This is a genomic window from Lactobacillus sp. B4015 (assembly GCF_026536055.1).
Taxonomy (GTDB): Bacteria; Bacillota; Bacilli; order Lactobacillales; family Lactobacillaceae; genus Lactobacillus; species Lactobacillus panisapium.
Genome location: NZ_JAFNOY010000003.1, coordinates 251736 through 266485, shown reverse-complemented (window position 1 = coordinate 266485; position 14750 = coordinate 251736). Strand labels below are relative to the sequence as shown.

The window sequence follows — 14750 nt, the reverse complement described above, 5'->3', positions numbered from 1 at the left end:
TGCTTTTTGTTTACAAAATATTGGTCGTGGGGTTGATTTCAAAAAATAAAACTTCTTTTTAAAAATTTAAAAAGAAAGCCCTTTCTTTTGAAAAATATTGAAATAAAATTTAAGAACAGGTATGATGAGTATTGAAGTCGTAAATCGGCAATTTTTCAGATAAAATATAGTAAAAACCAAAAAGGAGAACTAAAATGAACGAAGAAGAATACCGTGTTGAAAGTGACACGATCGGTCCAGTTAAAATTCCTAAGGATGCACTGTGGGGTCCGCAAACTGAAAGGAGCCGGAATAATTTTCCAAGCGGTGAATTAATGCCATTAGCAATTATTCGGGCCTTTCTTAACTTGAAAAAGGCAGCTGCTGAATCAAATGTCGAGGTTGGAGATGAACCTGAAGAAAAAGGAGCAGCCATTGAAGATGCGGTTGATCACTTACTTCAATTAAGAGACGAAGAATTACAAAAAGACTTTCCACTTCATGTTTTGCAAACTGGTTCAGGAACGCAAAGCAATATGAATGTTAATGAAGTTGTTGCTAATTTAGCTAATAAATTGCACCCAGGATTGAATATTTTGCCTAACGATGATGTTAATCGTGGTCAATCTTCAAATGATACATATCCAACAGCAATGAATATTGTTGCCGTTGAAGCACTTGATAAACTGGAGCCTGCAATTAAGCATTTAATTGAAAAACTCAAAGTTAAACAAGACAAGTATTGGAAGACGGTGAAAGTTGGTCGTACTCACTTGCAAGATGCTACGCCAATTACTTTTGGTCAAGAAGTTTCCGGTTATATCTCAGCTTTAAAGCATGATTTAGAATATATTCAAGAGCTTAAGCCAACATTGTATGAATTAGCAATAGGTGGAACTGCTGTTGGAACTGGCTTAAATGCTGCTCCTGGAATGACCGAAAAAATTGCAGCTAAATTGTCAAAAGTATATGGACATGAATTTAAGGTTAAAACGAATAAATTCTGGGGTCTGGCACATCACTCAGGAATCGATGTTGTTCATGGCGCACTAAAGACATTAGCCGCTGATATGTTTAAGATTGCCCAGGATATTCGTTTCTTAGCTTCTGGTCCTAGAGCTGCTTACCATGAATTGAACATTCCTGCTAATGAACCGGGTTCATCAATCATGCCAGGTAAAGTAAACCCAACTCAGGCTGAAGCTGTAACAATGGCAGCCGCAAAAGTTTTCGGCAATGATACCACCATCACTTTTGCCGCGTCACAAGGTAATTTCGAAATGAATGTTTTCAAGACAGTTATGATTGCTGCATTCCTTGATTCTTGTGATATTTTAACTGGAACAATTGAGGGCTTTGCTGATAAGATGATTGATGGCTTAACTGTTAACTCAGAAAAGATGGATGAGCTACTAGAAAATTCATTGATGACAGTTACTGCCTTGTCACCTCATATTGGTTACCATGCTGCCGCTAAAATTGCTCAAGCTGCTGACAAAGAAGGTACAACTTTGAAAGAAGCAGCTTTGAAGAGTGGTGAAGTTACAGAAGAGCAATACGATAAATGGATGGACTACATGGAAATGACCAATATTGATCGTACTGAACCTGAAAAATAATATTATAGGTATAGGAGAAGATTAGATTAATGGCTAAATTTGTCTTTACACCAAGCAAATGTTCCGAAATAAAAGATAGTTACGATGCAATAATCGTCGGTGCTGGTGGTGCCGGGTTAACAGCCGCAATTCAGGCAAATGAATTGGGCTTAAAAGTAGCTGTTTTTGAAAAAAATGCTGAACTAGGTGGAAACACTAATCGGGCTTCATCCGGTATGAATGCATCAGAAAGCTTGGTTCAAATTAACGAAGGAATTATTGATAACAAAGAAGATTTTTACCAAGAAACAATGCAAGGCGGAGGTCGATTAAATGACCCTGAATTGCTGCGTTACTTCGTGGATCATTCAGCTATTGCAATTGACTGGTTGAGTAATCATGGAATTGAATTAACCAATTTAACTATTACTGGTGGAATGAGTAAAAAGCGTGCCCACCGTCCTGCTTCAATGGCACCTGTAGGAAATTATCTTGTTACCGGTGCGTTAAAGCAAATCCAAAAAGAAAATATTCCTATTTTTAACAATTCTAAGGTAATTAAGTTAGTTCAAGATGACAATAAGAATGTTACTGGTGTCGAACTTGAAACTGAAGCAGGGAACAAGACCGTTAATGCCAAGGCAGTATTACTTGCCAGTGGTGGTTTTGGCTCATCAAAAGAATTGATCAAGAAATATCGACCAGACTTAGTTGACTTTAAAACAACTAATCAACCAGGTGCAACTGGTGACGGACTTAAGTTAGCTGATCAAATTGATGCTCAACTTGAACAAATGGACTTTATCCAGGTACATCCAACTGCTCAAACAGACACAGACCATATTTACTTGATTGGTGAAGGACTTCGTGGTGAGGGAGCAATCTTAGTTAATAAGGCTGGTAAACGCTTTGTTAATGAAATGAATACCCGTAAAATTGTTTCTAATTCAATTAATGACTTGCACGAAAATGGGGCTTACCTCATTTTTGATCAGGGTGTTCGTGACAATTTCACTGCCGTTGAATTTTATGATCACATCGGTTTAGTAAGCCACGGTGACACGTTAAGCGAAATTGCGGAAGCAAACGGTATTAATGGTCAAAACTTAGAAAATACGGTTAAGACTTGGAATGAAGCCGTTTCGTCAGGCAATGACCAAGAATTTAACCGGACAACTGGGATGGACCGTGCAATTGACCGCGGACCTTTCTTTGCTATCCACATTAATCCGGCTATTCACTACACTATGGGTGGTATTCACATTACACCTAAGACAGAAGTCTTAGATACTAATGGAAATATCATCTCTGGCCTTTACGCAGCTGGCGAAGTTTCTGGTGGATTGCATGGAAATAACCGAATTGGTGGTAACTCAATTGCTGAAACAGTTATCTTTGGTCGCCAAGCAGGTATGCAAATGGCTGAATTTGTTCATTCAGCAAAATAGTAATTGAATTTTAAAGTTTTAAAAGCACTTAGTAAAATTGAGTGCTTTTTTAATTTTGTAAATTTACTTTTATTTTTTAAAATTGAAAAATAAAAATTAGTTTTAATATTTAAAAAAGTAAAAAATAATTTATTTCTTTAAAATATTGCAAAATTTCCATTTCACATATATAATGACAGATGAAAAGGATTTCATTTTTTAGAGATTGAAAGGATTAAATTATGTCTAGAAAAGTTTTACTTGTTGGTGATGGAGCTGTTGGATCAACTTTTGCCAATGACCTACTGCAACATACAAATGTTGATGAACTAGTCATCACTGATGTTGTTAAAAAAAGGCCAATAGGCGATTCAATGGATCTTGAAGACATCATCCCATTTGCTGGTGAGTGTAATATTCATGCCGGCGAGTATTCAGATGCAAAGGATGCTGATGTGGTAGTAATCACTGCAGGCGTTCCACGTAAACCCGGAGAAACTAGATTAGATTTAGTAAACAAAAATGTCAAAATCTTGAAGAGTATTATTCAACCAGTTGTAGATTCCGGCTTTGATGGAGTGTTTGTAGTTTCAGCAAATCCAGTTGATATTTTGACCACTTTAACCCAAAAATTATCTGGTTTTCCTAAGAATAAGGTTATTGGTACAGGTACTTCTCTTGACTCAGCTCGTTTACAAGTTGAACTTGCAAGAAAACTGAATGTACCTGTAGCTGAAGTAAATTCAATGGTTCTTGGCGAACACGGTGATACTTCATTTGAAAACTTTGATGAATCAGTTGTTGCTAAAAAAGCCTTAAAAGATTATGACGCAATTACTGCTGATGTCTTAAATGATATTGAAGCAGATATTCGCCAAAAGGGGGGCAAGATTATTGAAAACAAAGGTGCCACTTTCTATGGCATCGCAATGATGCTGACTCAAATTGTTAATGCCGTTCTGGATAATCGTGCAATTGTTTTGCCACTTTCAGCACCAATTAATGGTGAATACGGCATTAAGCATGACCTTTACTTAGGAACTCCTACAGCAATTGACGGAACTGGTATTAGTCATGTTATTGAAGCTAAATTATCTGATTCTGAAATTAAGAAAATGCTCAATTCTGCAGATAAGATGCAAGAAGTTCTTGCTGGAATAAGCTTAGATTAGTGAAGAAAAGAGATAAACATGCAAGTTGGTAAACGGATTTTCCTGAAAAGAGAACTTCCTGATAAAGAAATTGTTGAAGGCTATAAAGATTTGCCGACATCTAATATAGCGGACTGTATGAATCGCAGAGGGGCAATGGCTACTCGCATTAAGTTGATGTCTAGTCCTACAAAAGAGATGTGTGGCCCGGCATTTACAGTTCATAATCGTCCTGGTGATAACTTAACTATTTATGCGGCTTTAAAATACTGTCATGAAGGTGATGTCATTGTAATTGATAATGAGGGCGACAATACTAGGGCCGTTATCGGTGAAGTTATGATGACATGGCTTCGTGATCAAAGACACGTAGCTGGTATTGTTGTAGATGGTCCGATGCGTGACATTGATAGCTTACGCAATTGGGATCTTCCCATTTATGCTGTAAGCACTTCGCCAAATGGTCCATATAAGGAAGGTCCAGGAGAAATTAATGTTCCAGTTTCTTGTGGTGAGGTCAGCGTAAATCCTGGTGATTTAATTGTTGGCGATGCTGATGGCGTGGTTAAAGTAGCTCGTGAAAAGACGACTGAATTACTTCCTAAAGTCCAGGCCTTTCACCAAGAAGATGATCGTAAAGCTGAGAGTTTTCATAATGGAACTGGAAATATTGACTGGCTTGATGAGGAACTGAAAAACAAGGATTATAAAATTATCGACGATATTTACCGCCCATAAATAAAAGAGGATAATTATGAAAACTTTAGAGAAAGTAAACTATAAAGGATTTGTTTTACCAGTAATAATTGGTATTGCTTTATGGTGTTTTACTCCAATTCGACCGTATGGCTTATCAGCACAAGCATGGGAAATGTTTGCAATATTTGTAGCTACCATTGTTGGCTGTATTACTAAACCCTTACCAATTGGTGGTACCACATTAATTGGTTTGATTGTAACTGTTTTGGTTGGTTTAGCACCAATTCAAAATGAGGTAAATCCAAAAACCGGTGCAGTTAATGCCGGGATCCTGAGTGCTTTCAGTAACTCCGCTTCTTGGTTGATTGCAATGGCTTTTATCATGGCCTATGGTATTAGTAAAACCGGTTTAGGAAATAGAATCGCTTATTGGATGATTCGTCGTTTTGGTAAACGCTCGATTGGAATTGGCTATGCCATTACTGGTCTTGAATTGATTCTCGGAGCTTTAATTCCTTCTAATAGTGCACGTACAGGTGGGGTAGTATGGCCAGTCACAGAATCAATCTCAAAAGACTATGATTCTTTACCAAATGATCCATCTCGGAAAAAAATCGGTGCCTATCTAAGTTTTATTGCCTTTCATGCTAACGTCATTTCGACAGCTCTGTTTATTACAGGTGCTGCTCCTAATATGGTTGCTTCCCAAATGGCAATTCAAAAGGGCTATCAAATGAGCTGGATAAGCTGGTTTACTGCAGCAATTGTGCCAGCAATAATTGCAACAATTGTCATTCCATTAATCATTTATAAAATTTTCCCACCTGAGATTAAGGAAACTCCTAATGCTAAAAAATGGGCAGATGACCGTTTAGCAGATATGGGTCCTGTCACTAAGCCTGAAAAAATAATGTCTGCAGTTTTCTTGTTGGCGATTGTTTTATGGGTTTTATCAGGAATTTATAAAATTCCACAATTAGATTCAACTTTCGTTGCATTCTTAGCTGTTGGCCTACTCTTGTTAACTGGGGTTTTGACCATGCAGGATGCTTTGAAGCAGACTGGAGCTTGGAACATTTTAATCTGGCTATCAATTTTGGTATTTATGGCTAGCAAGCTAATCTCATTTGGTTTTATTGATTGGTTCTCAAAGACTATCCAATCTGGCCTTCACGGAATTAGCTGGGAAATTGTTTTAGCAGTATTAGTAATTCTAATGTTCTACACCCACTACTTCTTTGCCAGTGGAACAGCTCATATGACAGCATTGTATCTACCATTTTTATCAGTAGCAGTCGCTACCGGAGCACCACTTGCCCTGTCAGCAATGCTTTTAGCATTCACTGGTGCAATTAACGCTTCAACTACACATTATGCCAACGGACCAGCTTCCATTTTAGCCACCACCGGTTATATCAAACAAAGCGAATGGTGGAAGATGAACTTTATCCTCGGTATCGTATATCTATTGATTTTCGGGGTAATCGGTACTTTCTGGATGAAAATTATTGGCATGTGGTAAATGATTAGTCAAGCAGACTTTATAACTAATGATGGAGTAAGAATCCATTATTATGATACAAAAACTACGCAACCACCAATTCTTGCTATCCCGGGAATCGGTGGCTCTGCCGCATTATGGCAAAAGGCAATAGAGCTTTTTAGCTCAGATTATCGTTTTATTATTATCGATCCAAGAAACCAGGGCAGATCTGCGCGAACATTTAAAGGCCAAAGAATTAGTCGACATGCCGCTGATTTAAACCAGTTGATTGAAAAGCTAGATTTAGTTGATATTATTGGCATTGGCAATTCGATGGGTGCTGCGAATTTGTGGGCTTATATTTCACTTTATGGTGAAAAGCGCCTAAAGGCGATCGTGGATCTGGATCAACCTCCCAAAATGATAAAAGATAAAACTTGGCAATACGGATATCAAGACCTTACTTGGAATAATTATCCGAGCTATCTAAAGGCCGATTTTGGTACCGGGATGGCCACCCACGTTGACGATGCAATGTTTGCACTCGCAAAAAAGGAAGCTCAAAGTTTTCCATATCATCCTGAAGAAAACCTATTGTGTCGCATTAATCATGCTGAACAAGATTGGCGTGATGTGCTGATTGAATTAAAGAAGCCAATGTTAGTTTTGGCTGGTGAAAAGTCACCCTTTTTTGACTATCACTTTGCTGAAGCAACAGCAAAATTAAATCCATTAATTAAGGCAAAAGTGATTCCTAACTGTGGGCACTTAATTCAGGCTGAACAGCCAAATTTGATGTACAAAGAAATAATAAATTTCTTGCATAATTGAATGCAAAAGTTGATATTGAAGAGGAAGTTACTTAATGGATAAGATCGTAGATCTTTATTTAAAAACACCAGAGACTTACAAAAAATGGCAAAATTTTTTGTATCATCATGGTCTATCAAATTTTAATTCCCGTGAAGTCAACGTAATTGATCATACTTTAGGTTTGATTAATGAAAACGGGGAATTAGTTGGTACTGGAAGTACAGCGAACAATGTCTTAAAGTACATCGCGGTTTCAAATGATGATGAAACAACTCCAGGTGCTCGTTTCAACCAGATAATTACTGCTTTGCAGCAATATCTTTTTAGTCAACAGATTTTTCATAGCTTTGTTTTCACCAAAGAAAAGTATTCTACAAGTTTTGCTCATTTAGGATTTCAAGAACTCGCTCATAATGAGTCAGCCGCTTTTTTAGAAAATGGGACACCAGATATTAATGATTTTTTAGCACAAATTCCTCGGGTTAAAGACCAAGAAAAACTGCAAGTGGCAGCAATTGTCATGAATGCAAACCCTTTTACGCTTGGTCATCGTCAACTCGTTGAATTAGCAAGTAAAGAAAATGATTTGGTTTATGTTTTTGTTGTGGCTACAGATGCTTCGCTCTTTAAAACCAATGAAAGAATGCAGCTGGTAAAAGAGGGGACAAAGGATTTAAAAAATGTCCTTGTCGTCAGTGGTGGAGACTATATGGTTTCCCAGTCGACATTTCCAGCTTATTTCCTAAAATCGGCCGATGATTTAATTACTGTTCAGACTGAAATTGATGCCTTAGTTTTTAAAAACTATGTTGCTCCCGCTCTAACAATTAACAGAAGATATTTAGGAACAGAACCATTTTCGCGAACAACTAATTTCTATAACCAAAGCCTGATAAAGACTTTAAGTCCTGATATCGAAGTTAAAATTGTTGAACGTTTCCAAGCAGATAGTCAGGTAATAACAGCAACAAAAGTGCGGCAGCTAATTAAGCAAGACCACTTAACAGAAATAAAACCTTTGGTTCCAGGTAGCACAATGCAATTTATTATTAACAACAAGCAAGATTTACAAATGCGAATAAAGAAAGGAATGAATATCAATGGAAATTAAGACAGTTGGTGTTGCAGGAACGTTAGAATCCTCAGACATCCAAATCATGATTTCAGAGGGCAACGAAGGAATTCAAATTGATTTAGACTCAGAAGTTATCAAGGCTTATGGTGATCAAATCAAAAAGGTAATTACTACGACCCTACAAAAATATGGCATTGAAAATGCAAAAGTAAAGGCCACCGATAAAGGAGCTCTTGATTGTGTAATCGCAGCGCGGACACTTGCCGCTGCCCAAAGAGCAACTGAGACCTCGGATAAACCAGAATTGGAGGTATTGCAATAAATGACTTATGTAAAAAACCGTTTGCGTCGAACCATGATGTTTGTACCAGGTAATAATCCTGCCATGGTTAAAGATGCTGGAATTTATGGTGCCGATTCAATTATGCTGGATCTAGAAGATGCTGTTTCTCTAACCGAAAAAGACGCTGCACGGATGCTTGTATATAATGCCATCAAAACTGTTGATTTCGGCGGAGCAGAAATAGTCGTTAGAATAAATGGCCAGGATACACCATTTTATGATGAAGACGTAAAAGCAATGGTTAAAGCTGGCGTTGATGTTATTCGGTTGCCAAAAACTGAATCTGCTGCAATGATTAAAAAATTGGTCAGTGATATGGAAAAAGCTGAACAAGAATATGGCGTCGAGAAAGGTTCAATCGGTGTAATGGCAGCTATTGAAAGTGCTAAGGGAGTTCTAAACGCTCCTGAAATTGCCACTTCTACGCCGTTAATGATGGGCTTGGCCGTTTCTGGTGAAGACTATACTGCTGATATGCATACTCATCGTTATCCTGATGGTCGTGAACTCGAATTTGCTCGGAATATGGTTTTGCAAGCAGCTCGTGCAGCTGACGTTTACGCGTTTGATACTGTCTTTTCTAATATGAATGATACGGAAGGCTTTTACCGCGAAACAAACTATATTTATGAACTAGGTTATGATGGGAAATCACTGGTTAATCCAAGACAAATTCCAATGGTTAACAAAGTCTTCAACCCAACCAAAGATGAAATTGAAAATGCTCAAGCAGTTCAAAATGCAATTCGCGAAGCTAAAGCTAAGGGCTCTGGAGTAATTTCAATGAATGGCAAGATGGTTGATAAACCTGTTGTTGAAAAGGCTAATCGCGTAATCGAAACAGCCAAAGCGTCAAACTTAATTGATGAGGAGGGCAATTACATTGGAGAATAAAGTAAAACGCAATTTACCGGATGATTTAATGACAAAAATGAGTTTAAAACCATTTGAGGGTGTTAATATCGGTAATCCTGACGTTCAAAGAGTGGCTCCTAAAGTTAGTGTAACCACTGGCGAAAACAAAGTAGTTGAATCTTTAGAAGAAGTTATTAAGAAAACACTCAAGGATGGGATGACTATTTCTTTCCACCACCATTTTAGAAACGGTGATTTTGCCTTCAACAAGGTAATGGATTTAATTATTAAACTCGGTTATAAGGACTTAACCCTAGCACCATCTTCTTTAACCGGCGTTATGAATGATAAAGTAATTGAGGCAATTAAAAAGGGCGTCATTACGAATATTACTTCTTCAGGTATGCGTGGCAGTCTTGGTGACTTTGTTTCTCATGGTGGCCTGAAAAATCCAGTTATTTTTCGCTCACATGGTAATCGTGCACGTTCAATTGAAGAAGGCGAAATTAAGATTGATGTTGCCTTTTTAGGTGTTCCTGTATCTGACCCAGCTGGAAATGCTAACGGGCAAGAAGGTGATGCAGTCTTTGGTTCATTAGGCTATGCTTTAGTTGACGCACAATACGCAGATAAAGTTGTTTTACTTACTGATAATATTGTTGACTATCCTAATACGCCTGCATCAATTAAACAAACTCAAGTTGACTATATAGTAAAAGTTGATCAAATTGGTGATGCCGATAAAATTGGTTCTGGCGCTACCCGTTTTACCAAGGATCCTAAGGAATTAAAAATTGCGCAGATGGTTAACCAAGTGATTGTTAATTCTCCATATTATAAGCAAGGTTTTTCATTCCAAACTGGTTCTGGTGGTGCCGCTCTTGCTGTAACTAGGTATTTACGGCAATCGATGCTTGATGATAATATTACAGCTTCATTTGCATTAGGTGGAATTACCAAACCAACCACTGATTTACTCGAAGAGGGACTAGTTAACAAGGTAATGGATGTGCAGGACTTTGATAAGGGTGCTGCTGCATCAATGGCTAAAAATAAAAACCAACAAGAAATTGATGCTTCTTGGTACGCTGACCCACATAATAAGGGAGCAGTAGTAAATAATTTAGATGTTGCTATTTTGTCGGCCTTACAAATTGATACTGACTTCAACGTTAATGTAATGACTGGTTCGGATGGGGTAATTCGTGGTGCAATTGGTGGTCACCAAGATGCTGCCTCTGCCAAAATGACGATTATTACTGCGCCACTTGTACGTGGACGTAACGCAACGATTGTACCTTCAGTTGAAACTGTTGTTACTCCAAGTGACTCGATTGATGTTTTAGTTACTGAACGGGGAATTGCAATCAATCCAAAACGGCAAGATTTAATTGCTGCATTTAGCAAAGTACCAGAGCTTAAGATTGTTGATATTAAGGATTTGCAAAAGATGGCTGAAAAACAAGTAGGAACTCCAAAGCCATTAGAGTATACTGATAGAACAGTAGCATTGATTCAATATCGTGATGGTACAATTATTGACACAATCAAAGAAGTAAAAGACTAATAGTCTAGCATTTTTCTGATAAATCATAAAAGCTTCAAAAGTTACGACTTTTGAAGCTTTTTATATCTAGCCAAATTAACCCCAACCGGTTTAAGCTATAATTACTAAAGATTAGATTTCTATTTTTTAGAACAAAAAACCTACCTCTGAATAAATCGAAGTAGATTTCTAGCTCTTATATTTAAAAAGGAGTTTTTTTAATGACTAAAACCATATTTGCATCTGGAACAAAACAATCAATAGAACAGGTTCTTGCGGACAAAGATCAACGCGTTAATTTACAGAAAAAACTTTTTCGAGAGTTTCCGCATAGTGTTTTACTAGACGTTAAGCTTAACATACCTGGGCCAATTAAAAATAACCAGTACCTAAAGCAGCTCTTCTTAACAGGTATAAAAACTTTGGAAAAGTCACTCAAGAAAGAACACTTATCCTTTAAATTAATGAAGAAGTGGGATAAGCCCACCGGATGCGAAAATTTTTATTTGGTGAATGACAATAGTCGAGCCGTCAAAAAGACTGCAATTGATTTTGAAAACCAATCACAATTAACGCGACTTTTCGACGCTGATGTTTTAGTCGAAAACGAACTGGCAGCACTATCACTATCACGCACTGACTTGGACATGCCCGCTCGTAAATGCTTTTTATGCGATCGTCCAGCTAAAGACTGTGCTCGCTCACGACGTCATTCGGTACAAGAATTGCAAGAATATATTAGTCGGATTTACTATCAGCAAGTTAAATAAAACTCTTGTTTTTACGTAGAACGCGTTCGGCAATACCGCTATTTGTGACCAAATGAGTAATTACGCCGCTTCGTAATGCTCCTAACAATGCATCTTCTTTAAAGCGATTTTTAACGACAACAAAACGAGTAGGTATTTTCATAATGTCTGCCATACTGATACCACAAATGTGTGAGTCAATTGGTTTATAAAAGTTACCGTTAATATCATATGGTCGACCGAAGATGACGCCCGCAATTTGAAGGCTATCGACATTTTTCAATAGATTCTCAGCATAGTAATCCATGAAGAATTGGTCAGATTCTAGTGATTGAACTGTACCAATGCTGGCAAAAAGCAAATCTATTTCAGAAAATTTCTTAGCAAAATATTCATAATAAGGTTCAGTTTTAAGCTCTTTTACGACTTGCGGATTAATTGAATAAAGTGGGGCAGGAAAGGTTAAGCTCTTAGCATTAAATTTATCTGCAGCCTCTTGTGTTAGCTGATTTTTTCGTCTACTGGTATTGACAGCTTGACCAACAAGCTGAATAAAAGTTAAATCATCCCTTGTTTCTTCAGTAAAATTATCAATAATATCCTTGAGAAGCGTACCCCAAGTTAAACCGATTAAATGGGCAGATTTAGTGTAGTTTTGAATTTGTTTTGCCGCGTAGTTGACAATTACTTCGTTGTCCTGATTTTTCGTTTCTAAATCTTCAAGAATATAAACTTCTTTGAGATTAAAAATGCGCTGAAATTCATTTTCTAACTTTTGCGACCTTTTCGGGCTTTGGGAAATGCTGATTTTGACAATTCCTTTATCCTTAGCTTCTTCAATCGCTTTCGTGATTAAGTAGCGTGAAATGTTGTATTTATTAGATATATCAGCAATATTTAGTTGACTTAGAAAATAATCTTGTGCAATATTAGCTAATTGTTCATCTGTTAATAGTGTCATGTGGGTATCCCTTTTCTTTAATATTATTTTAAATTATATTACAAAAACGGCTCTTTATTCTATAAAAATATAAACAAAAATTTATTTAAAACAATAATTTTAAAAAGTTAATAAAATATATTTATTATTATTCAAAAAAACACCATAAATTGTAAACTTATTCAAGCAAATCACAAAAAGTACCATGGGTCACTAATTGCAAGTCATTTGGCTTTAAGTAGACGCTTCTTCCGACTTTTCCACTAGAAACCGCTATTTCAGTTTCTTTTTTCATGTCTTGGTCTAGGTAAATTGGAAAATGATGATTGAAGTAGATACCAATTGGCGTGTTTGCTCCGTGAACATAACCAGTTGTTTTTTCAAGGTCCTTCAATGGTAGAAGTTCACATTTTTTATTACCAGAAGCTTTTGCTAGCTTTTTCATGCTTAAATGTTCGGTAACAGGAATGACTCCAACTAACACTCCAGTTTTATTACCAGAACAGACAAGTGTTTTGTAGACCAAATGTTCATTCTCGTTTAGAATAGAAGTATCCATTTGCGCAACGCCACCTGAGTCTTTGTGTGTAGCAAATTCAGCTTGATGATATGGAATTTTATTTCTATCTAAAATTTTTTCAACTAACGTTTTTTCAATTTTATTTTTCTTTTTCGCCATAATTATCACCTTTTTAATCATAGCATTGATAAAGAGAAATAAAAAAGGGAGTTTATTCATGAAATTATTAATTATTAAAATTGAGACTAGTCACGAAATAGAAGATGCACTCAATGTATACAGCCAGGACGTCCTTCATTGCTTGGGAACAGAAACACGCAAGCGGTCTGATTTTGAACATGCCGGCTGGGAAAATGATTCTACCATTGTTAATCTGGAAGAAATCAACGATCTTCCTCAAGACTTAGAATTTTATGCGTATTTTAGGGAAGATTCAGACCGCGATAAATTACTCACAGATTATTGCCAAAAGTTACAGGAATTGAAGGGATACGGACTTGATATTGGTCAAGCCAAAATTAGTGCATCTTATATCGAAGATAAAGACTGGAATACAGTATGGCAGAAATTTTATCACGTTATTAATTTTTCCAGGCACCTGGCAATTGTTCCAGAATGGGAAAATTACCAACCCCAGTTTTCTGATCAAAAGCTAATTAATTTGGATCCAGGATTAGCATTTGGCACAGGTGGCCATAAAACTACACAACTTGCAATGATGGGCTTAGAGCGAACACTGACTGCTCCTAAAAGCGTAATTGATGTTGGAACTGGATCAGGAATTTTGGCTATTGCCGCTTCACTTTTAGGAGCTAACAAGGTAATTGGCACCGATGTTTCTGACGAAGCAGTCACAGCAGCTCAAGAAAATGTTGCCTTAAATCATTTAGATAATATTCAGATTAAAAAAGCAAATTTATTAGAGAATATTGATGGTAAATTTGATATTATTGTTGCTAATATTTTGGCGGAAATTTTACTCGACTTGATACCTCAGCTAAATGATCATTTGCAAAATGACGGAAAAGTTATTTTCTCCGGAATCGATTATTTACAGTTAACAAAGATAGAAAAAGCCCTAGATAATTATGACTTTAAGGTTGAATTAACGATGAAACAGGATCGTTGGGTAAGTTTAGTAGTTGCGCGAAAAGAACAATAAAAAGAGTTATAATAGACAATTAAGTTAAGTAAGGAAAAAGTGAATTGATTGATAAATTAAAACACATACCATTTATTAAAAAGTTAAATCAGTATCAAGCAATGCCTATTATCTGGTGGACAATATTGGTTTTATTATTACCATTTATTTTTAGCTTGTGCCGGATTCCAACCGTTTGGCGTGTTGGATTACTTTTTATCGTTTTTAACTGTCTGGTCAGTTACCACTTAGGAATATTGGTTAAAAAAATTGTCTTGAAATGGTATTGGCTGTTATTGCTGCCAGTTTGTTTTTGTTTAATTGTTTTAATCAAATATGCTAACTACAATTTATTATTTGGTTTAATTTATTTAATCTTTGAAATCTTTGGCTTAATGGATAGACAATTTTATAAATAAGAAGGGTCGGGT

The 14750-nt window shown here is 36.6% G+C and carries 15 protein-coding genes; 13 read left to right on the top strand and 2 right to left on the bottom strand.

What is annotated here, in order from left to right; genetic code table 11:
• The first annotated feature begins 194 nt into the window (after window positions 1-194).
• The 11 genes from J3U71_RS04550 to citX all read left to right on the top strand — a co-directional run bounded on the left by J3U71_RS04550 (window position 195) and on the right by citX (window position 11739).
• The gene (locus J3U71_RS04550) at window positions 195-1598 is read left to right on the top strand and encodes a class II fumarate hydratase (protein ID WP_267392633.1); all 1404 of its coding nucleotides are present in this window, start codon (window positions 195-197) and stop codon (window positions 1596-1598) included.
• A gap of 29 nt (window positions 1599-1627) precedes the next feature.
• On the top strand, window positions 1628-3025 hold the full coding sequence (locus J3U71_RS04545) for a flavocytochrome c (RefSeq protein WP_267392634.1): 1398 nt from the start codon (window positions 1628-1630) through the stop codon (window positions 3023-3025).
• 221 nt (window positions 3026-3246) lie between these two features.
• Complete coding sequence (locus J3U71_RS04540; protein WP_267392635.1) at window positions 3247-4176, top strand: L-lactate dehydrogenase; 930 nt, start codon at window positions 3247-3249, stop codon at window positions 4174-4176.
• Window positions 4177-4194: 18 nt separating this feature from the next.
• Window positions 4195-4893 carry an RraA family protein gene (locus J3U71_RS04535; protein WP_267392636.1) on the top strand — a complete coding sequence of 233 codons (699 nt, stop codon included), beginning with the start codon at window positions 4195-4197 and terminating at the stop codon, window positions 4891-4893.
• Window positions 4894-4909: 16 nt separating this feature from the next.
• Complete coding sequence (locus J3U71_RS04530; RefSeq protein ID WP_103751684.1) at window positions 4910-6376, top strand: DASS family sodium-coupled anion symporter; 1467 nt, start codon at window positions 4910-4912, stop codon at window positions 6374-6376.
• Window positions 6377-7168 carry an alpha/beta fold hydrolase gene (locus J3U71_RS04525; RefSeq protein ID WP_103751683.1) on the top strand — a complete coding sequence of 264 codons (792 nt, stop codon included), beginning with the start codon at window positions 6377-6379 and terminating at the stop codon, window positions 7166-7168.
• Between the two features lie 34 nt (window positions 7169-7202).
• Window positions 7203-8261: a [citrate (pro-3S)-lyase] ligase gene (citC, locus tag J3U71_RS04520; RefSeq protein WP_267392637.1), complete on the top strand. Its 1059-nt coding sequence runs from the start codon at window positions 7203-7205 to the stop codon at window positions 8259-8261.
• Complete coding sequence (citD, locus tag J3U71_RS04515) at window positions 8251-8547, top strand: citrate lyase acyl carrier protein (RefSeq protein ID WP_103751681.1); 297 nt, start codon at window positions 8251-8253, stop codon at window positions 8545-8547. The genes citC and citD overlap by 11 nt, the downstream gene beginning before the upstream one ends.
• Window positions 8548-9462, top strand: a complete 915-nt coding sequence (gene citE, locus J3U71_RS04510; protein ID WP_220219708.1) for a citrate (pro-3S)-lyase subunit beta — start codon at window positions 8548-8550, stop codon at window positions 9460-9462.
• A complete protein-coding gene (gene citF / locus J3U71_RS04505; RefSeq protein WP_103751679.1) occupies window positions 9452-10990 on the top strand; it encodes a citrate lyase subunit alpha in 1539 nt (512 codons plus the stop codon). Before citE ends, citF begins: the two co-directional genes overlap by 11 nt.
• Before the next feature lie 200 nt (window positions 10991-11190).
• The gene (gene citX, locus J3U71_RS04500) at window positions 11191-11739 is read left to right on the top strand and encodes a citrate lyase holo-[acyl-carrier protein] synthase (protein ID WP_267392638.1); all 549 of its coding nucleotides are present in this window, start codon (window positions 11191-11193) and stop codon (window positions 11737-11739) included.
• On the opposite strand, the gene J3U71_RS04495 is transcribed toward citX, so the two are convergent.
• Together J3U71_RS04495 and ybaK are read right to left on the bottom strand one after the other, a co-directional pair.
• Entirely contained in the window at window positions 11732-12679 is a 948-nt protein-coding gene (locus J3U71_RS04495) for a sugar-binding transcriptional regulator (protein WP_103751677.1), read from the bottom strand. The genes citX and J3U71_RS04495 overlap by 8 nt on opposite strands.
• A 157-nt stretch (window positions 12680-12836) precedes the next feature.
• Complete coding sequence (gene ybaK, locus J3U71_RS04490) at window positions 12837-13337, bottom strand: Cys-tRNA(Pro) deacylase (RefSeq protein ID WP_220219706.1); 501 nt, start codon at window positions 13335-13337, stop codon at window positions 12837-12839.
• 58 nt (window positions 13338-13395) lie between these two features.
• On the opposite strand from ybaK, the gene prmA reads away from it, so the two are divergent.
• Complete coding sequence (gene prmA / locus J3U71_RS04485) at window positions 13396-14340, top strand: 50S ribosomal protein L11 methyltransferase (RefSeq protein ID WP_267392639.1); 945 nt, start codon at window positions 13396-13398, stop codon at window positions 14338-14340.
• Window positions 14341-14384: 44 nt separating this feature from the next.
• The gene (locus J3U71_RS04480; RefSeq protein ID WP_267392640.1) at window positions 14385-14738 is read left to right on the top strand and encodes a hypothetical protein; all 354 of its coding nucleotides are present in this window, start codon (window positions 14385-14387) and stop codon (window positions 14736-14738) included.
• Window positions 14739-14750 lie beyond the last annotated feature (12 nt).

What these genes read in the sequence shown, in the direction of transcription:
- J3U71_RS04550 (WP_267392633.1), top strand. Translation starts at nt 195, where the DNA reads ATGAACGAAGAAGAATACCGTGTTGAAAGTGACACGATCGGTCCAGTT.
- J3U71_RS04545 (WP_267392634.1), top strand. Translation starts at nt 1,628, where the DNA reads ATGGCTAAATTTGTCTTTACACCAAGCAAATGTTCCGAAATAAAAGAT.
- J3U71_RS04540 (WP_267392635.1), top strand. Translation starts at nt 3,247, where the DNA reads ATGTCTAGAAAAGTTTTACTTGTTGGTGATGGAGCTGTTGGATCAACT.
- J3U71_RS04535 (WP_267392636.1), top strand. Translation starts at nt 4,195, where the DNA reads ATGCAAGTTGGTAAACGGATTTTCCTGAAAAGAGAACTTCCTGATAAA.
- J3U71_RS04530 (WP_103751684.1), top strand. Translation starts at nt 4,910, where the DNA reads ATGAAAACTTTAGAGAAAGTAAACTATAAAGGATTTGTTTTACCAGTA.
- J3U71_RS04525 (WP_103751683.1), top strand. Translation starts at nt 6,377, where the DNA reads ATGATTAGTCAAGCAGACTTTATAACTAATGATGGAGTAAGAATCCAT.
- citC (WP_267392637.1), top strand. Translation starts at nt 7,203, where the DNA reads ATGGATAAGATCGTAGATCTTTATTTAAAAACACCAGAGACTTACAAA.
- citD (WP_103751681.1), top strand. Translation starts at nt 8,251, where the DNA reads ATGGAAATTAAGACAGTTGGTGTTGCAGGAACGTTAGAATCCTCAGAC.
- citE (WP_220219708.1), top strand. Translation starts at nt 8,548, where the DNA reads ATGACTTATGTAAAAAACCGTTTGCGTCGAACCATGATGTTTGTACCA.
- citX (WP_267392638.1), top strand. Translation starts at nt 11,191, where the DNA reads ATGACTAAAACCATATTTGCATCTGGAACAAAACAATCAATAGAACAG.
- J3U71_RS04495 (WP_103751677.1), bottom strand. Translation starts at nt 12,679, where the DNA reads ATGACACTATTAACAGATGAACAATTAGCTAATATTGCACAAGATTAT.
- ybaK (WP_220219706.1), bottom strand. Translation starts at nt 13,337, where the DNA reads ATGGCGAAAAAGAAAAATAAAATTGAAAAAACGTTAGTTGAAAAAATT.
- prmA (WP_267392639.1), top strand. Translation starts at nt 13,396, where the DNA reads ATGAAATTATTAATTATTAAAATTGAGACTAGTCACGAAATAGAAGAT.